The organism is Bradyrhizobium sp. USDA 4538 (assembly GCF_024171045.1).
In the GTDB taxonomy this organism is placed as follows: domain Bacteria; phylum Pseudomonadota; class Alphaproteobacteria; order Rhizobiales; family Xanthobacteraceae; genus Bradyrhizobium; species Bradyrhizobium australafricanum.
Genome location: NZ_JALJZE010000001.1, coordinates 7,915,849 through 7,936,556, shown reverse-complemented (window position 1 = coordinate 7,936,556; position 20,708 = coordinate 7,915,849). Strand labels below are relative to the sequence as shown.

The window sequence follows — 20,708 nt, the reverse complement described above, 5'->3', positions numbered from 1 at the left end:
TCCGAGTCTCTGGATTCGCAGCCAGCGCGTAGGGGAAATTACATGACCGATCTCGGTTCGTCGCCTCGTCCCCGTGCTGATACGCGCCGCAGCCAGCAATCAAACGGAAGCCTCGATTCTTCGCATGACCTGCTGCAATCGCTGCAGGCGATGCGCGCCGGCGACTTCTCGGTCCGGATGCGTGGCGACTATCTCGGCATCGACGGCAAGATCGCGGACGCCTTCAACGAAATCGCAGCCGCCAACGAGCGCATGGCGCAGCAATTGGCGCGCGTCGGCCAGGTCGTCGGCCGCGAGGGACAGACCCGCCAGCGCGTCAATTTCGGCCTCGCCAGTGGCGCCTGGGCCGATATGGAGAGCTCGGTCAACACGCTGATCGATGATCTGCTGTGGCCGACCCGCGAGGTCACCCGCGCGGTCGCTGCGGTGGCGCAAGGCGACCTGCTGCAGACCGTGCAGCTCGACGTCGAGGGCCGGCCGCTGCGCGGCGAATTCCTGCAGTCGGCGAACATCGTCAACACGATGATCAAGCAGCTCTCGGTGTTCACCTCGGAGGTCACGCGCGTGGCGCGCGAAGTCGGCACCGAGGGCAAGCTCGGCGGCCAGGCCCAGGTGCCGGAAGTGACCGGCGTCTGGAAGGACCTGACCGAGAGCGTCAACTCGATGGCCAACAATTTGACCGGCCAGGTCCGCAACATCGCCGAGGTGACGATCGCGGTCGCCAACGGCGACCTGTCCAAGAAGATCACGGTCGACGTTCGCGGCGAGATCCTGCAGCTGAAGGAAGCCATCAATACGATGGTCGATCAGCTGCGTTCGTTCGCCTCCGAAGTGACGCGCGTGGCGCGCGAGGTCGGCACCGACGGCAAGCTCGGCGGCCAGGCGATCGTGCCCGGCGTCGCCGGTACCTGGAAGGACCTCACCGACTCCGTGAACGCGATGTGCGGCAACCTGACCGCCCAGGTACGCAACATCGCCAACGTGACCACGGCCGTGGCGCGCGGCGACCTGTCGCGCAAGATCACGGTCGACGTCAGCGGCGAGATTTTGGAGCTGAAGGACACCATCAACACGATGGTGGACCAGCTCAACTCGTTCGCGTCGGAAGTGACGCGTGTGGCGCGCGAGGTCGGCACCGAAGGCAAGCTCGGCGGCCAGGCCCAGGTGCCCGGCGTCGCCGGCACCTGGAAGGACCTGACCGACAACGTCAACTTCATGGCATCGAACCTGACCGCGCAGGTCCGCAACATCGCCGACGTCGCGACCGCGATCGCCGGCGGCGACCTCTCGAAGAAGATCACGGTCAACGTGTCGGGCGAGATCCTTCAGCTGAAGGAAACGCTGAACACGATGGTGGACCAGCTCAACGCGTTCGCGTCCGAAGTGACGCGCGTGGCGCGCGAGGTCGGCACCGAAGGCAAGCTCGGCGGCCAGGCCAACGTGCTCGGCGTCGCCGGCACCTGGAAGGATCTGACCGACAACGTCAACTTCATGGCGTCGAACCTGACGGCGCAGGTGCGCAACATCGCCGCCGTGACGACGGCGGTCGCGGGCGGCGACCTCTCCAAGAAGATCACGGTCGACGTGCGCGGCGAAATCCTCGAGCTGAAGGACACCATCAACACGATGGTCGATCAGCTCAACGCGTTCGCGGGCGAGGTGACGCGCGTGGCGCGCGAGGTCGGCACTGAAGGCAAGCTCGGCGGCCAGGCCGAGGTGCGCGGCGTCGCCGGCACCTGGAAGGATCTCACCGACAGCGTCAACTCGATGGCCTCGAACCTGACCGCGCAGGTCCGCAACATCGCTGAGGTCGCGACCGCGGTGGCGAAGGGCGACCTGTCGAAGAAGATCACGGTGAACGTGTCGGGCGAAATCCTTCAGCTGAAGGAAACGCTGAACACCATGGTGGACCAGCTCAACGCGTTTGCCGGCGAGGTGACGCGCGTGGCGCGCGAGGTCGGTACCGACGGCAAGCTCGGCGGCCAGGCCGAGGTGCCCGGCGTCGCCGGCACCTGGAAGGACCTGACGGACAGTGTCAACTCGATGGCCGGCAATCTCACGGCGCAGGTGCGTAACATCGCCGAGGTCGCGACCGCGATCGCCGGTGGCGATCTGTCGCGCAAGATCACCGTCGACGTGCGCGGCGAGATCCTTCAGCTGAAGCAAACGCTGAACACGATGGTCGACCAGCTCAACCGCTTCGCGGGCGAGGTGACGCGCGTGGCGCGCGAGGTCGGCACCGACGGCAGCCTCGGCGGCCAGGCCAACGTGCCCGGCGTCGCCGGCACCTGGAAGGACTTGACCGATAACGTCAACTCGATGGCCGGCAACCTCACCGCGCAGGTCCGCAACATCGCCGAGGTGACGACCGCCGTGGCGCGCGGCGACCTGTCGCGCAAGATCACCGTCGACGTGAAGGGCGAAATCCTCGAGCTCAAGAACACCATCAACACGATGGTGGACCAGCTCAATGCGTTTGCGGGCGAGGTGACGCGCGTGGCGCGCGAGGTCGGCACCGAGGGCAAGCTCGGCGGCCAGGCCGAAGTGCCCGGCGTCGCCGGCACCTGGAAGGATTTGACCGACAACGTCAACTTCATGGCGTCGAACCTGACCGCGCAGGTCCGCAACATCGCCGAGGTCGCGAGCGCGATCGCCGGCGGCGACCTGTCGAAGAAGATCACCGTGGACGTGCGCGGCGAGATCCTGCTGCTCAAGGACACCCTGAACACGATGGTCGAGCAGCTGCGCTCGTTCGCCGCCGAAGTGACGCGGGTGGCGCGCGAGGTCGGCACCGAGGGACGGCTCGGTGGCCAGGCCGTGGTGCCCGGCGTCGGCGGCACCTGGAAGGACCTCACCGACAACGTCAACCTGCTGGCGGCGAACCTGACCACCCAGGTGCGCAACATCGCCGAAGTCACCACCGCGGTGGCGCGCGGCGACCTGTCGCGCAAGATCACGGTCGACGTGAAGGGCGAAATCCTCGAGCTCAAGAACACCATCAACACCATGGTCGACCAGCTCAACGCTTTCGCGGGCGAGGTGACGCGCGTGGCGCGCGAGGTCGGCACCGAGGGCAAGCTCGGCGGCCAGGCCGAGGTGCGCGGCGTTGCCGGCACCTGGAAGGACCTCACCGACACCGTCAACGTCATGGCGGTAAACCTGACCGAGCAGGTGCGCGGCATCGTCAAGGTGGTGACCGCGGTCGCCAACGGCGATCTGAAGCAGAACCTGACGGTGAAATCGAAGGGCGAGGTGGCCGCGCTCGCCGACACCATCAACAACATGACCGAGACGCTTGCGACCTTCGCCGAACAGGTCACCAGCGTGGCGCGCGAGGTAGGCGTCGAGGGACGGCTTGGCGGTCAGGCCAACGTGCCCGGCGCGGCCGGCACCTGGAAGGATCTCACCGGCAACGTCAACCTGCTCGCGGCCAACCTGACCTCGCAGGTGCGCGCGATCGCGGAAGTGGCGACCGCCGTGACCAAGGGCGACCTGACGCGCTCGATCCAGGTCGACGTCCGCGGCGAGGTCGCCGAGCTCAAGGACAATATCAACACGATGATCGGCAACCTCCGTCTCACCACGGAGCGCAACACCGAACAGGACTGGCTGAAGACCAATCTGGCGCGCTTCACCAACATGCTGCAGGGCCAGCGCGATCTTGCGACCGTCGGCCGGCTGCTGCTGACCGAGCTTGCGCCGCTGATCAATGCGCATATGGGCGTGATCTACCAGGTCGACAATCCCGAGAATGCGCAGTTGCGCCTGTTGTCGGCCTATGCCAGCGACAGCAGCAATCCGCATCCGCAGATCGTCCAGTTCGGCGAGGGATTGATCGGCCAATGCGCGCTCGACAAGCGCCAGCGTCTCGTCTCCGAAATTCCCGGCGATGCGGTGCCGATCAATTCGGCCTTGATGCGGATCATGCCGAAGAACCTCGTCGTGTTTCCGGTGCAGTTCGAGAACCAGGTCAAGGCGGTGATCGAGCTGTCCTCGATCTCCTCGTTCACGACCTCGCAGATCACCTTCCTCGAACAGTTGACCGACAGTATCGGCATCGTGCTCAACAGCATCGAGGCGACGATGCAGACCGAGGCGCTGCTCAAGCAGTCGCAACAGCTCGCCGGCGAGTTGCAGACCCAGCAGAAGGAATTGCAGCAGACCAACGATCAGCTGGAGCAGAAGGCCCAGCAGCTTGCCGAACGCAATGTCGACGTCGAGCGCAAGAACCAGGAAATCGAGCAGGCGCGGCGCGCGCTGGAAGAGAAGGCGACCGAGCTGTCGCTGACTTCGAAGTACAAATCCGAATTCCTCGCCAACATGTCGCACGAATTGCGGACACCGCTGAACTCGATCCTGATCCTGGGCCAGCAGCTCACCGAAAATCCCGACGGCAATCTGACCGGCAAGCAGGTCGAGTTTGCCCGCACCATTCACGGCGCCGGCACCGACCTGTTGAACCTGATCAGCGACATCCTCGATCTCTCCAAGATCGAGTCCGGCACGGTGACGGTCGACGCCGAGGAGATTTTGACATCGAGCCTGCTCGAGACCGTCGGACGGCCGTTCCGGCACGAGGCGGAGAACCGGCATCTCTCGTTCAGCATCGATGTCGACGCCAATCTTGCGCGCAGCATGGTCACCGACTCTAAGCGGCTGCAGCAGGTGCTCAAGAACCTGTTGTCGAATGCGTTCAAGTTCACTGCGGAAGGCGGCGTCAGCCTGACCGTGTCGGCCGCGCTCGGCGGCTGGAGTGTGGAGCATCCGATCCTCAATGCGGCGCCCGCGGTCGTTGCGTTCGAGGTTTCGGATAGCGGCATCGGCATTCCGCAAGACAAGCAGAAGCTGATCTTCGAGGCGTTCCAGCAGGCCGACGCCGGCACCAGCCGCAAATATGGCGGCACCGGCCTTGGACTGGCCATCAGCCGTGAGCTCGCGGGTCTGCTCGGCGGCGAGATCCATCTGCGCAGTGCGACGGGCAAGGGCTCGACCTTCACGCTCTATCTGCCGCTGAAATATGCCGGCCCCTCGGTGGCGCTGCGCCCGCAGGCTCGACCGATAGCGATGCCGCATACGCCGGCGCCGGCGCTGCAGGTGTCAGGCGCGCAGGAGCGTGTGATCGAGCAGCTTCCCGACGACCGGCTCGATCTCGAGCCCGGCGACACCATCCTGCTGATCGTCGAGGACGATCCGCATTATGCGCGGGTGCTGATCGATCTGGCGCGCGACAAGGGCTTCAAGGTGCTGGTCGCAAGCCGCGGCGCCGAAGCGCTGGATCTGGCCAAGCAGTTCCAGCCGAGCGCGGTGTCGCTCGACGTCTTCCTGCCCGACATGCTGGGTTGGACGGTGCTGAGCCAGCTCAAGCACAATCCGCTGACCCGTCACATTCCGGTTCAGATCATCACGCTCGACGAGGACCGGCAGCACGCGCTGGCGCGCGGCGCGTTCTCCTTCGTCAACAAGCCGACGACGACGGAAGGCGTCAGCGCTGCGCTGTCGCAGATCAAGGAATACGCCAGACCACGCCGCAAGCGCCTGCTGATCGTGGAGGACAATGCGGCTGAGCAGCTCAGCATTACCGAACTGCTCGGGCACGAGGATATCGAGATCGTGACCAGCGGTACCGGGGCAGGGGCGCTCTCAACGATGCGCGAAAATCCGTGCGACTGCGTCGTGCTCGACCTGCGCCTGCCCGACATGAGCGGTTTCGAGGTGCTGGATCAGATCCGCAAGGACGAGACGCTCTCCAATATTCCCGTTGTCGTGTTTACGGGCCGGGAACTTTCAGCTGAAGAAGACGCGGAACTGCACACGATGGCGCGCAGCATCGTCGTCAAGGGCGTGGAATCGCCGGAGCGTCTGCTCGACGAAACGTCACTGTTCCTGCACCGTGTGATCACGGAATTGCCCGTCGAAAAACAGAGGATGCTGGAGAAGCTCAATAGCTCCGACGAGGATCTTATTGGCAAGACCGCACTGCTGGTCGACGACGATGCCCGCAACATCTTCGCGCTCTCGAGCGTGTTGGAGCGGCGAGGTATGAAGGTGTTGACTGCGACAACCGGTCACGAGGCCATCTCGCTGGTCGAATCCAATCCCAAGATTGCTATCGTGCTGATGGACATCATGATGCCGCAGATGGACGGTTACCAGACCATCGGCGCCATCCGGCAAAACCCCGCCTTCGCGCGGCTGCCGATCATCGCGCTGACCGCGAAGGCGATGAAAGGCGATCGAGAGAAATGCCTGGAGGCAGGCGCGTCCGACTATCTGGCGAAACCCGTGAACACCGAGCAACTGCTGCTGGCGATCCGCATGTGGCTGCACCGCTGATCGGCGATCGAACATGATGGACCACGAAAAGGTAAACATCCTTCTGGTCGATGACCAGCCGGCGAAGCTGCTGGCCTATGAGGTCATCCTGAAGGAGCTCGGCGAGACGCTGGTAGCCGCGTCGTCGGGCCGCGAGGCGCTGGAGTTCCTCCTCAAGAACGAAGTCGCAGTCATCCTGGTCGACGTCTGCATGCCGGAGCTCGACGGCTTCGAGCTCGCGGCGATGATCCGCGACCATCCGCGCTTCCAGAAGACCGCGATGATCTTCATCTCGGCGATCCAGGTCAGCGATATCGACCGGCTCCGCGGCTACGAGATGGGCGCGGTCGATTACGTGCCGGTGCCCGTCGTGCCCGAGGTGCTGCGGGCAAAGATCCGCGTGTTCGCCGAGCTCTACCGCAAGACACGGCAGCTCGAACGCCTCAACGCGGAGCTCGAGGACCGCGTGCGCGCACGCACTGCCGAGCTCGAGCAATCGACCACGCGGCTGGTCGAAAGCGAGGCGCGCCGCAGCATGGCGATTGCGGCCGGCAAGATGGGCTCGTGGGACTGGGATTGGGTCAACGGCGACTGGATGTGGGACGAGGGGCAATACAAGATCTTCGGCGTCGACCCGAAATCCTTCAAGCTCACCTCCGACAATATACAGGCGCTGTTTCATCCCGACGATGTCGAGCACCTCCGACAAGCCTGGACCGGCTTCGGCAAGGGCCAGACGTCCTATGAAACCGAATTCCGCGTCATGCGGCCGGACGGCGAGGTGCGCTGGTGCGTCGGCACAGCCGCGGCCACCAGCGACCGCAACGGCAAGGTGGTACGGGTGAGCGGCGTCACCGTCGACATCACCGATCGCAAGAAGGCCGAGGAGCGGCAGAGCCTGTTGACCCGCGAGGTCGACCATCGCGCCAAGAACGCGCTCGCGCTGGCGCAATCGATCGTGCGCCTGACGCGCGCGCAGAACGTGACCGCCTATGTGCGGGCGGTCGAAGGCCGCATCACGGCGCTGGCACGCGTGCACACCGTGTTGTCGCTGTCGAGCTGGCAGGGCGCCGAAATCCGGCGGCTGGTCACCGAGGAGATCGCGCCGTATTCGGAAGCCGGACAGATCCAGATCGATGGCGAAGAGGTGCAGTTGCAGCCCGCGACCGCGCAGACCTTGGCGCTGGCGCTGCATGAGCTCGTCACCAACTCCGCCAAATACGGTAGCCTGTCGGTGCTGTCGGGCCGGCTTGCGATCACTTGGGAACTGCACGACGAAACGTTGATCCTGGCCTGGGTGGAATCCGGCGGACCTCCCGTGACCAAGCCGAAGCAGAGGGGTTTCGGTACGAGAAGCGTCATCGCCAGCATCGAGACCCAGCTCGGCGGCCGCGCCGACTTCGATTGGCGCACCGAGGGCCTGGTGTGCCGGCTCACGGTTCCGCTCAAGGCGCTGGCAGGAGAGCCCGCGGCCTACCGCGATTTGTCGACGGCCGAGCAGCGCCAGCCCATGGTCAGTTCCAGGGCCGTGTAGCGCATCCCACCCGAACAGGAACCAAGCGCCGGACGCTGCGGTTAACGGGGCTTGATCGCTCCATTCGTGGCTTGAGGTGCTACCGTGGATGCCCAAACCCGAGAGCGCGGGCCGTCCGGGGAGAAGCCGCGGCAGCCCAAGCGCAATCCCGAGCAAGGATCGCGACCCGACAGCGCATCCTCGCCAGAGCGGGAAACCGAGCGCAAGCCATCGATGCGCGACCGGCTGCGCGAGCACTGGCTGCTTGCCACAGTCGGCGCCTGTCTGCTCCTGCTCGCGATCATCGGTGGCGTGAGCTATTGGCTCAACGTGCGTCACTATGAATCGATCGATGACGCGTTCGTGGCCGCACGCAGCTTTGCGGTGGCGGCGAAGGTCGGCGGCTATGTCGTCGAGGTCCCCGTCACCGACAACCAGCACGTCAATGCCGGCGATCTCCTCGCGAGGATCGATGAGCGCGACTACAAGATATCAGTCGATCAGGCCAGCGCGCAGGTCGCGGTCGCAGAGGCCAATATCGCCAATGTCGAGGCCCAGATCGACAGTCAGCAGGAGCAGATCAAGGAAGCCAAGGCGCAGCAGCAACAGGCCGAGGCGCAATTGAAGTTCGCGCGGGAGGAGGCGGAGCGCGCCCAGAACCTCGTCGAGAAGGGCGCGGGCACGGTGCAGCGGCAGCAGCAGACCCGCTCGGATCTCGACGCCCAGCAGGCCAATGCCAGCCGCGCCAGGACGGCAGTGACTGCCGCGGAGCTCGGCGTCAAGACGCTCGAGGCTCAGCTCAAGAGCAGCAAGGCATCGCTGGAGCAGGCGCGGGCACAGCTCGATCAGGCCAAATTGAACCTGCAATATACAAGTATCGTCGCGGCGCAATCCGGACGCGTCGTCAAGCTGAGCGGCGCGGTCGGCACCTATGTGGCACCGGCCCAGAGCGTCATGATGTTCGTTCCTGACGAGGTCTGGATCACCGCCAACTACAAGGAAACGCAGCTGACGGACATGCGGCCGGGCCAGCCGGTCGAGATCAGGATCGATGCCTATCCGGGGCGCAAGCTCACCGGCCGCGTGGCTTCGGTTCAGCCGGGTTCGGGCACTGCGTTCAGCCTGCTGCCGGCGGAGAACGCCACCGGCAATTTCGTCAAGGTCGTGCAGCGCGTTCCCGTGAAGATCGTGATCGACAATTGGCCGAATGACCTTCCGATCGGGCCGGGCATGTCGGTCGTGCCCTGGACCAGGGTGCGATGAGCGACGTTGCGGCAGGCGGCGGCGCAGCCTGGTCGCCGGAGCGTTCGGCTGCCGGCGGACATAATCCCTACCTGATTGCCTTCGTCGTCTCGATCGCGACGTTCATGGAGGTGCTGGACACCACGATCGCCAATGTGGCCTTGCGCCATATCGCGGGCGGCCTGGCGGTCGGCATCGACGAGAGCACCTATGTCATCACCAGCTATCTGGTCGCCAACGCGATCGTGCTGTCGATCTCGGGCTGGCTCTCGACCGTGATCGGCCGCAAGCGCTTCTACATGATCTGCGTCGGCACCTTCGCGTTCGCGTCCCTGCTGTGCGGGCTTGCCTGGAGCCTGGAGGCGCTGGTTCTGTTCCGGATCATCCAGGGCCTTGGCGGCGGCGGGATGGCGACGAGCGAGCAGGCGATCCTCGCCGACTCCTTTCCGCCGGCCAAGCGTGGCCAGGCGTTCGCGATCTACGGCGTCGCGGTGGTGGTTGCTCCCGTGGTCGGGCCGACGCTCGGCGGCTGGATCACCGACACCTATAGCTGGCACTGGATCTTCCTGATCAACGTGCCGATGGGCTTGCTCTCGCTGGTCCTGGTCGGGACGCTGGTCAAGGAGCCGTCCGGCGCCGAGCAGGAGCGCAAGCAGCTCCTCAAGGACGGCCTGCGCGTCGACTACATCGGCTTCGTACTGGTCGCGATCGGGCTCGGTTCGCTCGAATTCGTGCTCGACGAAGGCCAGCGCAAGGACTGGTTCGGGTCCAACATGATCGTCGGCTTCGCGCTGGCCTCGGCGATTTGCCTGATCGCGCTGATCCCCTGGGAGCTGACGCGCAAGGACCCGATCGTCGATCTCCGCCTGCTGGGACGTCGCCAGTTCGGATCGTGCTTCCTGGTGATGCTGTGCACCGGCGCGGTGCTGATCTCGTCGACGCAGCTCCTGCCGCAGCTGTTGCAGACCGAGCTGAACTATACTGCGCTGCTTGCCGGGCTCGCACTGTCGCCCGGCGGCGTCGTCACGCTGATCTTGATGCCGGTGGTGGGCCATCTCGTCAGTCGCGTTCAGCCGAAATATCTGATCGCGATCGGCGGCTGTATCGTTGCATTCTCGATGTGGCACCTGACGGGACTGAACGGCGACATCACCTATGGCTATGCCGCGCTCGCACGCATCTTTCTCTCCGCCGGGCTTCCGTTCCTGTTCTTGCCGGTCACGACAGCGTCATATGACGGCGTGCCGCCGGATAAGACCAACCAGGCCTCGGCGCTGATCAACGTCGCGCGCAATATCGGCGGGTCGATGGGCGTCGCACTCGCTCAGACCGCGCTGGCGCAACGCCAGCAATTCCACCAGAGCCGGCTGGTCGAGCATGCCGCGCCGTCCGACATCGGGTATCAGCAGACCATCGACACGATGACGCGCTTCTTTCAGGCGCAGGGGTCGAACGCATCGGACGCCGCGTCCCAGGCGGTCGCCTGGGTCGGCCAGACCTTGCAGCGGCAGGTCGACCTGCTCGCCTATATCGACGTGTTCTGGATGCTCTCGATCATCGGCCTCGTGATGATCCCGCTGGCGCTGATCATCAAACCGGTCGATCTGACGGCGCCACCGAAGGGACATTAGAGCAGACGACATTGTGAACGCGGGAGCGGCCGAACCGCGCTATGAACGGCGTGGCCGAAGGGAAATCGCGCGAGGAGCATATGCCCAGGACGAGTCTTGCCGGTGCGGGTCTGTCGGTCGTCTTCCTCGCGGCGATCAGCATCACGCGGTCGGGCGCCGAGCCCGTGCTGAAAGGCGCGGAAGCCTTCGGCGACTGGCAACGCGACAAGCCGGGCACGGTGCGCCTGATCACACCGCAGGACTTGCCCAAGCCCGGGGCAACGGCGTCGAGCAGCAAGTTTCCGCGCGTCATGCCGAGACCTGCATCGGCCACGCCGCAGGTGCCGGCAGGGTTCAAGGTCGAACTGTTTGCGAGCGGGCTCAGCGGCCCGCGGATCATCCGGACCGCGCCCAATGGCGATATCTTCGTGGTGGAAACCGGCTCGGGCCGCATTCGTATCCTGCGCAGCGCCGACGGCGCCACTAGGCCTGCGACCAATGAAATCTACGCAACCGGCTTGAACCAGCCGTTCGGCATCGCGTTCTTTCCGAGCGGTGACAATCCGCAATGGCTCTATGTCGCCAACACCGACAGCGTCGTGCGCTTTGGCTACCGTAACGGCGATCTCAAGGCGTCGGGAAAACCCGAGACGATCGTCGCCCGGCTGCCGCCCGGCTACGGCCATTCCACGCGTGATATCGTGTTCACGCCGGACGACAAGCGGATGCTGGTGTCGGTCGGCTCCGCCGGCAACGCAGGCGAGGGGCTGGGTCGCCCGCCGAAAGGCATCGAGGCCTGGAGCCGCGACCATGCGCTCGGCGCGGCCTGGGGCGACGAGACCGATCGCGCCGCCGTGCTCGCCTTCGATCCTGACGGCAAGAACCAGAAGCTGTTTGCCACGGGGATCCGCAACTGCGTCGGGCTTGCGATCCAGCCGGGAAGCGGTACGCCGTGGTGCTCGACCAACGAGCGCGATGGCCGCGGCGACAACCTCGTGCCCGACTACGTGACACGGGTCCGCGAAGGCGCGTTCTATGGCTGGCCCTGGTATTACATCGGCGGCAACGAAGACCCCGCGCATGCCGGCGCGCGGCCCGACCTGAAGGACAAGGTGACGGTCCCCGACGTGTTGTTGCAGGCCCACTCGGCGTCGCTTGGCCTGACCTTCTACACCGGCAGCAGTTTTCCGCCGGAATATCGCGGCGATGCGTTTGCCGCCGAACACGGCTCGTGGAATCGGTCGAAGCGCACCGGCTACAAGGTCATTCGCATCAGGCTGAAGGACGGCGTGCCGACCGGCGAGTACGAGGATTTCGTCACCGGCTTCGTCATCGGCGACAATGAGGTCTGGGGCCGTCCGGTCGGTGTGACGGTCGCGCGCGACGGCGCACTGCTGGTCTCCGAAGACGGCAACGGCACGATCTGGCGCGTCAGCCGCGACTAGCGCTGCAGGCGGCGCGCGCTAGCCGAGTCCGTCCTTGAGGCCATACTCCTCATAGATGGTCAGGGGATCGGTGTCGGGAAACAACCGGCACTTGGCCTGCGCAAGATGCAGCGTGACGGCGCCGGCCTCACATCTGGCGGTCAGGATTTTTCGGACATCCTCCATATGCGCGCGCGGCTGATGCTTTGACGGCAGCTGTTCGAGCGCCACCAGCGCTGTGGCCAGGGCCTCCGTGACCACCCATTCGTCGTGTCCGGTAATTCCCTTTCGCGGCATCGCCACACCCTCCGTAGCACCGGCTGCGACATTGTAGCGCGAGATGGGTGGGGGCTGTCATCAGCCAACATGGGCAGGGCAGCGGGGAACCGGTTCGCGTGACCCTGCCACGATGCGCCGCAGGGAACCGGCGTGGCAGCGCGCGGAAGCAATGATTAGAACCACGAGGCTCGCTTCTTCGTCCCCGGTCAGTCCACCCAAATGTTCGCTCCCTATCTCTCGGCCTAGAGTCTTGTCCCCGACGGCGACCCGATCGTGACGCACGCCGCACGGTTGCTGCCGGTGCGCCGGCATGGGGAGCCGGCCATGCTCAAGCTCTCGCACGAGCCGGACGAACGCCTCGGTGCCGTCGTGATGGAGTGGTGGGACGGCGAAGGCGCGGCGCGGGTTCTTGCCCGTGACGGCGACGCCCTTCTGCTCGAGAGGGCGACGGGATCGGCTTCGCTCAGCGAAATGGCGCGAACCGGCCGGGACGACGAGGCCTGCAGGATTCTCTGTGCAACGGCCGATCGGCTTCACGCCGAGAGAGCGAAGCCGCGGCCGGATCTGACGCCGCTGACGCACTGGTTTCGTGAGTTGTGGCCCGCGGCGAGGGCGCATGGCGGCATTCTGAACCGATCGGCGGAAGTTGCCGAAGCTCTGCTGGGCGATCAGCGTGAGATCGTGGTCCTGCATGGCGACCTGCACCATGACAACGTGCTCGACTTCGGCGCGCGCGGCTGGCTTGCGATCGATCCGAAGCATCTTGTCGGCGAGCGCGGCTTCGACTTCGCCAACATCTTCACCAATCCGGATCTTGCGGATCCGAGACGGCCGGTCGCGACCGAACCCGGACGCTTTGCGCGGCGGCTCGACATCGTCGTTGAAGCCGCGCGGCTGGATCGCCGGCGCCTGTTGTCATGGATCGTGGCCTGGACCGGCTTGTCGGCTGCATGGTTTCTGGGGGATGACGATCCGCTCGCCGAAATCGACCTTACGATCGCACAGCTCGCCGCCGCCGAACTCGACCGGATAGCATAGGGCGCGCAGCGACTACGCCGCCGCGGCGCTGGCTCCACTCAGCGACACGCTCAGAATCCGCCACTTCGAGATATCGAAGAAATAGGCGGCCTTGATGCGCGCGGAAGCGGGGTCCGGCGCCTGAATCGCGGTGTGGAATTGCCGCGTCCCATCGCTCAGCGAAATCCGGAATGTCTGCATTGGTCGAACCTCCACGCGCGGATGCTGCGGCACGCGGGGTTAACATCCGGTTGCTGTCGACGGCGCGCGCGACACGCTCGCTTCTCACTCAAGTGAAGCCGGCGGCAGCCGCACCATCGTGTCCTCCGCGCCAACGACGCGTCCATCCTGCGCGCGCAACTCGAGCCGTCGTACTGGCAGCCCGTTCTTGCGGTCGACCAGCAGCACATGCGCCTCATCGGGTTCAAAGAAGAAATCCTCACCCCACTGCCGGAGCGCCACGAGGAGCGGGAAGAGGCCGCGTCCCTTTTCGGTCAGCACATATTCCTGGTAAGGACTGCCGTCGCTTGCGGGCACCGTCTCCATGATGCCGTGCGCCAGGAGGTTGCGGAGCCGGGCCGAGAGGATGTTCTTGGCAAGCCCGAGGCTCTTCTGAAATTCGCCGAAGCGGCGCAGCCCGTCGAACGCATCGCGGACAATCAGCAGCGACCACCAGTCGCCGATCGCATCCAGCGGCCGGGCAACGCCGCACATCGAGTCCCTGTGGCTCACTCGCTTGGCCATCGTGATCCTCAACACTCATTCCCTGGGCGGTGATCGGGCGCTCAGTGCCGCGGCCGGAAAACCACCCGATCGTGGTTTCGATATATTGGTTGCAAAGTAAAACCTCAAGCGATACACGATGGTTGCAAATTAAAACCTCTCGAGGTCCACCATGATCCAAGCCGACGCCGCGTTCGACGGCACCTTTCCTTTCGCACCGCATTTCAGCGCGGCGCCGGGCTTTCAGATGCATTATGTCGACGAAGGTCCGCGGGACGGCGAGGTGGTGCTTTGCCTGCACGGCGAACCAAGCTGGGGCTATCTGTTCCGCCACCTCGTGCAGGGCCTCAGTGCGACGCACCGGGTGGTCGTTCCGGATCACATGGGTTTTGGCAAGAGCGCGACGCCGGCGCATCGCAGCTATTGGCTGCAGGACCATGTCGACAATCTCGAAGCGCTGGTCCGCGCGCTCGATCTCACCGACATCACGCTCGTCATGCATGATTTCGGCGGCCCGGTCGGCATGGGGCTGGCGGCCCGGCATCCGGGCCGGATCCGCCGCATCGTCTCCGCCAATGGGCCAACGCCGTTCGGGCAGAGCGATCTGTTCGATCGCGTCGCCGCCAACGCGCAGGTCTCGCCGTGGTTTCAATGGATCGCAAAGGCCGAGGCGAGCGGCGACCTCGAGCCGGTTCTCGGACAGCTCGGCTTCAACATTTTGAGCACGCTGAAGCTCAACGGATTCGAGAACAACGCCGTCATCACGGACGCCTGGCTCGCCGCCTACGGCGCGCACTTCGCCCGTCCGGCGGACTGCCTCGGTGCGATCGGCTGGGCCAAGGGCTTTGCGACCGGCGCGCATCAATTCCAGACGCCCGATCCCGCCGCCGACCGCTTGATCCGCAGCAAGCCTGCGCTCGCGATCTGGGGCGAGGCGGACCGCACGCTGCGCGCGGAGCATTTCCTGCCGCTGTTTTCCGCAATCTTCCCGACGGCGCCGGTCAGGCGCCTTGCCGGCGTCGGGCATTACTGCTTCGAGGATGCGCCTGGGGAAATCGCCGGCCTGATTGCGGAGTTCATGCGGCAGACGTGACTACGCGTCACATCGTGCATTCCGCCGAGATCGCAGCCTCAAGTGCCGGCACCCAGGCCTTGTAGGCGGCCGCGGTGAAATGAATACCGTCGGCCATTTTCGCGCCGGGCGGCAGATGCGCATCGATGAACCGAACGCCACGCGCAACTGCGGCGGCTTCGATCGCCCGGTTGGTCGATTCGTCAGCTGCGACGGCGATGGCCACCAATGGCCGCGTCGACAGCGACTTGACGGTCTCGATGAGGTTGGCGAAGTCGCGTTGCGCCGTTGGCGATCCGGCGTCGTTCGCGCCGACCGCGAGGACGAGCAAGAACGCGCCCTGGTCCTGCAGCACGCGCCCGGCGAGCTGCTTTGCCTCCGCGATGGTCTGACCGCCAACTCCGGCATTGACGACCGGACGTCCGCAGAGCTGCCGGGGCAGCGGGGCCATTTCGGTGATGCTGTCGCCAAGCACGACGATCGGCGCCGGCGCGTCGGCGAGCGCAGCGCGTATCATGAATTCGCGCACAGCTGCATGATCGTGAAAGGCGTGCTGAGACACTTCGCCGAAGCGGTTGCGCATCCTCTGCAGCTCCGCAAAGGAAGCGACAAAACCAATCAGAAAAGTAACGGCCAAAACCCAAGGTAGTGCGCGACGCATTGCTCCTCAGAGCTATCATCGCGGCTCCAGCCCGAGCAATATTCGGAAACACCCGCACAACGCCGGAGCGATCACTTTCTGCGGATCACGTCCTGCGGGAGGTGGCCGGATACGGCGGCGCACAACCCGTTACCTTCGTTGCGGCCATCTGGTGGTTGGCTATCGCGGCCGCTTTGGTCTCAGCTCCGAACCCGGCTGGACAGCGCCCAATCGAAAGCAATGGCGGAAGGGGTGTCCTTCGTACTAACTGTTACCAACGTTTTTGTGCATCCCTCGTTGTTTGAAGAAGTGCCCATTTCATAGGGGTTTCTCGTTACGCCTGTCTTTCGCTATTTGCTGTCCTCTCCTACAATCCCGCGCAATTGCTAGGGCACGAAGTAGGGCAGGGAGCAGAACGGTGGCTCGGGAAATCAACAGGCTCAACGCGAGATCAGTCGCAACGATCAAGGAATTCGGCCGGCATGCGGATGGCGGCGGCCTCTATCTTTCGATCTCGCCGAATGGCGGCCGGCGCTGGGTCTTCCTGTATCGTTGGCGTGGCAAGCCGACGGAGATCGGGCTTGGCTCGGCTCGGGTATCAAGCCCACCGAAAGCGGATGACGTGACACTTGCCCGCGCCCGAGATCTTGCCAGCGAGGCGCGCGCGCTGATCGCGAAGGGTGTCAATCCAAAAGGCGCTAGGCGGCCTCAGGAAGGCGTCACATTCGGTGAATGTGCTGGCCAGCTATTTGAGGCCATGCGGCCGTCATGGCGCAACGAGAAGCATGCCTCGCAGTGGAGAATGACGCTGCTCGGCAAAGCGCCGGACGGCACGGAAACCGAATTTGATTATTGCAAGCCGCTTCGACCGATGGCGGTCGACGCCGTTACCACAAATGACGTGCTCGAAGTTCTGAAGCCGATCTGGCAAAGCAAGCCGGAAACCGCGTCTCGTCTTCGCGGCCGGATCGAAAAGGTTTTGGATGCGGCCAAGGCACAAGGACTGCGTTCTGGCGAAAACCCGGCGCGTTGGCGCGGGCACTTGGACCATCTTTTGCCGAAGCAGTCCAAGCTGACGCGCGGCCATCACGCGGCGATGTCCTATGCGAGTGTCCCCACCTTCATGAGCGATTTGAAGACCCGCGAAGCTGTCGCGGCGCGTGCTCTCGAATTTGCGATCCTCACCGCAGCGCGATCAGGGGAGGCGCTGGGCGCACGCTGGGAAGAAATTGATCTCGATCGCGGCGTGTGGACTGTGCCGCCGCAGCGGATGAAGGGAGGCATCGAGCATCGGGTGCCGCTACCAAAGCGCGCGGTAGCGATCTTGAGGACGCTCCATGAGGTCCGAGTCGGTGAGCATGTCTTCCCGGGCCAGAAAGCCAAGAAGCCGCTGTCTGGGATGGCTTTGGAGATGATGCTTCGGCGCATGAAGATCGAAGACGCGACGCCGCACGGTTTCCGTAGTTCATTCAGAGATTGGGCTTCCGAGTGCACCAACTTTAGCAGAGAGGTTTGCGAGGCTGCGCTCGCCCACGTGATCGAAAGCAAGGTGGAAGCCGCGTATCGGCGGGGCGATCTGTTTGAGAAGCGGCGCAAGCTGATGGAAGCTTGGGCGATGTTTTGCTCAACGCCGAAGGCTAGCAAGGTGGTGCAGTTTAGTGGCAAGCAAATGAGCGTCTAACAAAGCTCTGGTCGCGCTTGGAGATCGAGGTGGGCTAGCTCCCACTGCTCCAATGTGGTCGTGCGGCGGGTGCGGGTCCGCGACAATGTGTACAATTTACGATAGCAGTCGCGCTGTCGTACTATCCATCATTATCGTCAAATTAATTGGTATCCAACAGCGGAAGGGTAGGCGCCCTGTCCGGGTTGACAGTATTGGCCTGCCAGTAGCATCTGAGGAGGATCGGATGGACTGTTCCATAGAATACGATGGGACTTGCGGCAATTTTGGTCGGCAACCGTGGGTACAAAACAATTCTAGCAATGGAAGAAGAAGAGCCACCGTTCGGATCGACAAAAATGGATCGTTTTTCAGGAACGACACTTATGACCTGAACGCAGGCGAGCGCGCCATAATCAATGCATGCACAAGCGTCGGAGGAGATAACTACTCTTTCGTCGTTACTGGGTGCAGCAGCATTTGATAGCTCCGCACTTTACAAATGCAGGAGGAAGATATGCCTCGCGGTATTCTATTATTTGATGGGAAGAACGGAGAGGGCTACAGCAAGTCATTCGGTACAGATATGCCAACACTACCTGCCGAGATCGATGCGAAAGCCGAGAGTCTCTCTATCCTTCGCGAAGCGATCCCGGCAATTCTCTACGACCAGCCAAACTACGGCGGAAATTCGGTTACGCTCGTAACGGCCGGCGGATGCGATGACCTGTCGAATTTACCAGGTGGCGGCAATTGGGCCAATCGCATCAGGTCATTCAAGCTAAAGGTTGCTGCACCTCTAGGTGAATCGATGGTCCAAGTAGAATTGGTCGACGCGCCCCGCGAAACCTAACTGTAAGTTTAGGGCGCAGGGCGTGAATAGTTTGCGATACCTCTCTGTCGTATCCGGACGTGTGGCGGCGGACGCTTCGTCCGCCACATCGGAAACCTAAGGTCGCTGAAATCAATCAACAATCTCGGCTGATGGGCGCGCGTGCCCCAGCGCAGGCCCTAGCATCGCGATTGGAGTGAGCGGCCGGAGCTGTGAGCACGACGCGCAGTTCTGTGAACACGGCGTGCATATCTGCGGACAACGGTTCCCCGTAGTCTCTGCCCATCGCGAGGAACGCCGCCGCTAGGCTCTCTTCAGGGTTTCCGCAGATGCGCGGCTTCCAGTCGTCAGCCTCAATCGCCGGTCCGACGTCGCCGAACCGGTGAAGCCGCCGGTCGTCGCACCCAGCTGTCTGGCGCTTCCTCGAAGGGGCCGTCATCGAGCCATCCCACGCGATGGCTCGCATGGCGGTACACCGTCGTCGGTGAGTAGCCACGCGTCATAGGCGGCCATTGCTAGATCCTGTTGCGCCTGCGTCGCCGGCAGGCCGCCAATCACCAGCAGCGGCTCTTTCAGCTCCAGCGCGGCCGCGCGCGCCCGATCAGCGAATGCGTCAAGGTCTTCTCCCGGCTCGCGCAGCCATTCGTGCTCGCCCGCTGCAGCAAAGAGCGGTTCGCCCGGCGGCAGACATCCGTGAATGATCACGACGCGAAGCGGGCCACCGCGCGGCAACGTGTCTGAAGGTCGCTCCGCATTCATGCGGCGCTCCAATGCCTCAAGACGGCGGATGAGTTCGCTGGTCATCTAAATCGGTCCTCCAGTGCATGCAGTCTGGTCTCCAACTGCTGCGTTTCGATCGCGCGCCGCTGCATTTCGATCACGCCGGCAACCTCTACTGCCTCAGCCGGCGAGAGCTGACCCGCTGCCATCGCCTTTGTGACGGTCGCCAGCGCGCTAACGACATCGGCTGGCGTTTCCAGCTTCGGTAACGGAAACCGCACGGTGCGGCCCCGGCGCGGCGGCATGATGCGGTCCAAGATCAATCGGGCCGCCTGCATGTCTCCGCGCTTCGCTTTTGAGACGACCTTGCCGACCACGGACTCGATGTCCTGGCTGAGCAGCGCCTCAGCCATGACCGTCGTCTTGTTTCGTGCACCTTTCGGTCGGCCGGCATTGCCGACGGCGAACGGACGACCCCGCGTTCTCTTCGCGTTTTTACGCAAGGCGGCCATTCCGCTTCGGCGTTTTTACGCGGGGCCGGATGCGCCGTGCGCGTAGACGGAGCCGCCAGCCGACCGGCCATACCGGTCATCGGCGCCGAACGAACGCACCCGCATGGGCCGCCGAGCCATTTGCGCGTAGATCGTGCCGTTGCCGACGAAGCGACGCAGGAGATGACCCGTGGGCAAATGTTCGGTGATCATGCGATGTTCGAACGGCTTCAGATCAGGCGGATTGAGACCGGCCTGCAACGCATCCGCACGGATGTCAGCGCACACGTTCGAAAGCACCTGCTGATCGTTGCTCAAGGATCTCAGGTCGGCGCCTTTCCACCGCGCGCTGTGCTTCTGCAATTGGCGGTGCAGGCGAATTTCATAGTCGACGTGGTTCTCACCGTTCATCGGCGGCTCTGCCGGGCCGCCCAGAGCCCGGAAAACGCTGTCACAGCGCGATTGCGTCTCCGCGAGCTTGTCCACGTCCGTCTTGCGATACATGCGGTCATGAAGCTGGCCTACACGCGACGCCAAAGCCGCGAACTCCCCATGACCCACTGCGTCGGCCGCGACCCTTTCAGCCATTACACGATCATCGCCTCCGTCCATCCGGCCGCCCACGTCCCGCGACTTGAGGACAGCATCGCAGCGTTTTTCGATATCCTCGAGTCGTGCATCGACCTTCGCGGTGTGAGCGGAGAATGCATCTCCGAGCGCGGTAAGCGCGGTGAGCACCTTATCGAGATCGATAGTTTCATTTTCGCCTGACATCTTTTTAGTCCTCTTGTGTTGATGTCGATCGCGTTGTGACAGTCCCTGCGATTTCAAAATCTACAGCATGTCGCGATCGCGCGCGACTTTCTCCGTGAATAACTTCGCTTGTTACCCTGTGCTCGCGCCGATGTTGTGCACGCTTCGAGATCGTGCGATCATCAATGCGGTCTCCTCGATCGTTGCTGATCGTGACCGCCAGTCCTCTGTGTTGAGATCGCCCGCCGTCCCATACCGGCGGGCGATCTTTTGAGTCGAGATGACGGCCGCCGGATGTACGCGACGTCGATCGCGGTGGCCCGCTGCGTATCCTAGCCACAGCGCAGCGGGCCACTGTCCGAACTGCGAAGCGGAAATGCTGTCCGCCACACAAGACGCGTGAAGGCAGTGTTTTTGCAG

The 20,708-nt window shown here is 63.9% G+C and carries 15 protein-coding genes and 1 pseudogene; 9 read left to right on the top strand and 7 right to left on the bottom strand.

Annotated features, from left to right (window positions below; translation table 11 throughout):
* The first annotated feature begins 42 nt into the window (after positions 1-42).
* From J2R78_RS36510 to J2R78_RS36490, 5 genes are all read left to right on the top strand, one after another.
* Positions 43-6,333 carry a HAMP domain-containing protein gene (locus J2R78_RS36510; protein WP_253608621.1) on the top strand — a complete coding sequence of 2,097 codons (6,291 nt, stop codon included), beginning with the start codon at positions 43-45 and terminating at the stop codon, positions 6,331-6,333.
* A gap of 16 nt (positions 6,334-6,349) precedes the next feature.
* Positions 6,350-7,846 carry a sensor histidine kinase gene (locus J2R78_RS36505; RefSeq protein WP_225162188.1) on the top strand — a complete coding sequence of 499 codons (1,497 nt, stop codon included), beginning with the start codon at positions 6,350-6,352 and terminating at the stop codon, positions 7,844-7,846.
* Between the two features lie 84 nt (positions 7,847-7,930).
* Positions 7,931-9,088, top strand: a complete 1,158-nt coding sequence (locus J2R78_RS36500; RefSeq protein WP_253608620.1) for an HlyD family secretion protein — start codon at positions 7,931-7,933, stop codon at positions 9,086-9,088.
* Positions 9,085-10,698 (top strand): DHA2 family efflux MFS transporter permease subunit, encoded by a 1,614-nt coding sequence (locus tag J2R78_RS36495; RefSeq protein ID WP_253608619.1) that lies wholly within the window; start codon positions 9,085-9,087, stop codon positions 10,696-10,698. The genes J2R78_RS36500 and J2R78_RS36495 overlap by 4 nt, the downstream gene beginning before the upstream one ends.
* 80 nt (positions 10,699-10,778) lie before the next feature.
* The gene (locus tag J2R78_RS36490; RefSeq protein ID WP_253608618.1) at positions 10,779-12,122 is read left to right on the top strand and encodes a sorbosone dehydrogenase family protein; all 1,344 of its coding nucleotides are present in this window, start codon (positions 10,779-10,781) and stop codon (positions 12,120-12,122) included.
* Between the two features lie 18 nt (positions 12,123-12,140).
* Here J2R78_RS36490 and J2R78_RS36485 read toward each other — a convergent pair whose 3' ends face one another.
* Complete coding sequence (locus J2R78_RS36485; RefSeq protein ID WP_028340659.1) at positions 12,141-12,398, bottom strand: hypothetical protein; 258 nt, start codon at positions 12,396-12,398, stop codon at positions 12,141-12,143.
* 201 nt (positions 12,399-12,599) lie between these two features.
* Here J2R78_RS36485 and J2R78_RS36480 point away from each other — a divergent pair.
* Positions 12,600-13,418, top strand: a pseudogene (locus tag J2R78_RS36480) (aminoglycoside phosphotransferase family protein).
* A gap of 12 nt (positions 13,419-13,430) precedes the next feature.
* On the opposite strand, the gene J2R78_RS36475 reads toward J2R78_RS36480, so the two are convergent.
* Together J2R78_RS36475 and J2R78_RS36470 are read right to left on the bottom strand one after the other, a co-directional pair.
* On the bottom strand, positions 13,431-13,598 hold the full coding sequence (locus J2R78_RS36475) for a hypothetical protein (protein ID WP_016847764.1): 168 nt from the start codon (positions 13,596-13,598) through the stop codon (positions 13,431-13,433).
* Positions 13,599-13,682: 84 nt separating this feature from the next.
* Positions 13,683-14,141: a helix-turn-helix domain-containing protein gene (locus J2R78_RS36470; protein ID WP_253608617.1), complete on the bottom strand. Its 459-nt coding sequence runs from the start codon at positions 14,139-14,141 to the stop codon at positions 13,683-13,685.
* A 151-nt stretch (positions 14,142-14,292) separates the two neighbouring features.
* Here J2R78_RS36470 and J2R78_RS36465 point away from each other — a divergent pair, with 151 nt between their 5' ends.
* Positions 14,293-15,213, top strand: a complete 921-nt coding sequence (locus J2R78_RS36465) for an alpha/beta fold hydrolase (RefSeq protein ID WP_253608616.1) — start codon at positions 14,293-14,295, stop codon at positions 15,211-15,213.
* Between the two features lie 7 nt (positions 15,214-15,220).
* Here the strand turns inward: J2R78_RS36465 and J2R78_RS36460 are convergent, their stop codons facing one another.
* On the bottom strand, positions 15,221-15,775 hold the full coding sequence (locus J2R78_RS36460; protein ID WP_253608615.1) for an SGNH/GDSL hydrolase family protein: 555 nt from the start codon (positions 15,773-15,775) through the stop codon (positions 15,221-15,223).
* Between the two features lie 475 nt (positions 15,776-16,250).
* Here J2R78_RS36460 and J2R78_RS36455 point away from each other — a divergent pair, with 475 nt between their 5' ends.
* On the top strand, positions 16,251-17,513 hold the full coding sequence (locus J2R78_RS36455) for an integrase arm-type DNA-binding domain-containing protein (RefSeq protein ID WP_253608614.1): 1,263 nt from the start codon (positions 16,251-16,253) through the stop codon (positions 17,511-17,513).
* Positions 17,514-18,009: 496 nt separating this feature from the next.
* Positions 18,010-18,345: a peptidase inhibitor family I36 protein gene (locus tag J2R78_RS36450; RefSeq protein ID WP_253608613.1), complete on the top strand. Its 336-nt coding sequence runs from the start codon at positions 18,010-18,012 to the stop codon at positions 18,343-18,345.
* Between the two features lie 414 nt (positions 18,346-18,759).
* Here J2R78_RS36450 and J2R78_RS36445 read toward each other — a convergent pair whose 3' ends face one another.
* Genes J2R78_RS36445 through J2R78_RS36435 form a run of 3 tightly spaced genes read right to left on the bottom strand, consistent with a single transcriptional unit; the run spans position 18,760 to position 20,309 of the window.
* Positions 18,760-19,128 carry a hypothetical protein gene (locus J2R78_RS36445; protein ID WP_253608612.1) on the bottom strand — a complete coding sequence of 123 codons (369 nt, stop codon included), beginning with the start codon at positions 19,126-19,128 and terminating at the stop codon, positions 18,760-18,762.
* Entirely contained in the window at positions 19,125-19,556 is a 432-nt protein-coding gene (locus J2R78_RS36440) for a hypothetical protein (RefSeq protein ID WP_253608611.1), read from the bottom strand. Before J2R78_RS36440 ends, J2R78_RS36445 begins: the two co-directional genes overlap by 4 nt.
* Before the next feature lie 15 nt (positions 19,557-19,571).
* The gene (locus J2R78_RS36435) at positions 19,572-20,309 is read right to left on the bottom strand and encodes a hypothetical protein (protein WP_253608610.1); all 738 of its coding nucleotides are present in this window, start codon (positions 20,307-20,309) and stop codon (positions 19,572-19,574) included.
* Positions 20,310-20,708 lie beyond the last annotated feature (399 nt).

Bases quoted from the DNA above. Each gene is read 5' to 3' on its own strand.
- J2R78_RS36490 (WP_253608618.1), top strand. From the start codon at position 10,779: ATGCCCAGGACGAGTCTTGCCGGTGCGGGTCTGTCGGTCGTCTTCCTC.
- J2R78_RS36505 (WP_225162188.1), top strand. From the start codon at position 6,350: ATGGACCACGAAAAGGTAAACATCCTTCTGGTCGATGACCAGCCGGCG.
- J2R78_RS36440 (WP_253608611.1), bottom strand. From the start codon at position 19,556: ATGGCCGCCTTGCGTAAAAACGCGAAGAGAACGCGGGGTCGTCCGTTC.
- J2R78_RS36495 (WP_253608619.1), top strand. From the start codon at position 9,085: ATGAGCGACGTTGCGGCAGGCGGCGGCGCAGCCTGGTCGCCGGAGCGT.
- J2R78_RS36435 (WP_253608610.1), bottom strand. From the start codon at position 20,309: ATGTCAGGCGAAAATGAAACTATCGATCTCGATAAGGTGCTCACCGCG.
- J2R78_RS36470 (WP_253608617.1), bottom strand. From the start codon at position 14,141: ATGGCCAAGCGAGTGAGCCACAGGGACTCGATGTGCGGCGTTGCCCGG.
- J2R78_RS36485 (WP_028340659.1), bottom strand. From the start codon at position 12,398: ATGCCGCGAAAGGGAATTACCGGACACGACGAATGGGTGGTCACGGAG.
- J2R78_RS36445 (WP_253608612.1), bottom strand. From the start codon at position 19,128: ATGACCAGCGAACTCATCCGCCGTCTTGAGGCATTGGAGCGCCGCATG.
- J2R78_RS36450 (WP_253608613.1), top strand. From the start codon at position 18,010: ATGCCTCGCGGTATTCTATTATTTGATGGGAAGAACGGAGAGGGCTAC.
- J2R78_RS36510 (WP_253608621.1), top strand. From the start codon at position 43: ATGACCGATCTCGGTTCGTCGCCTCGTCCCCGTGCTGATACGCGCCGC.
- J2R78_RS36460 (WP_253608615.1), bottom strand. From the start codon at position 15,775: ATGCGCAACCGCTTCGGCGAAGTGTCTCAGCACGCCTTTCACGATCAT.
- J2R78_RS36465 (WP_253608616.1), top strand. From the start codon at position 14,293: ATGATCCAAGCCGACGCCGCGTTCGACGGCACCTTTCCTTTCGCACCG.
- J2R78_RS36475 (WP_016847764.1), bottom strand. From the start codon at position 13,598: ATGCAGACATTCCGGATTTCGCTGAGCGATGGGACGCGGCAATTCCAC.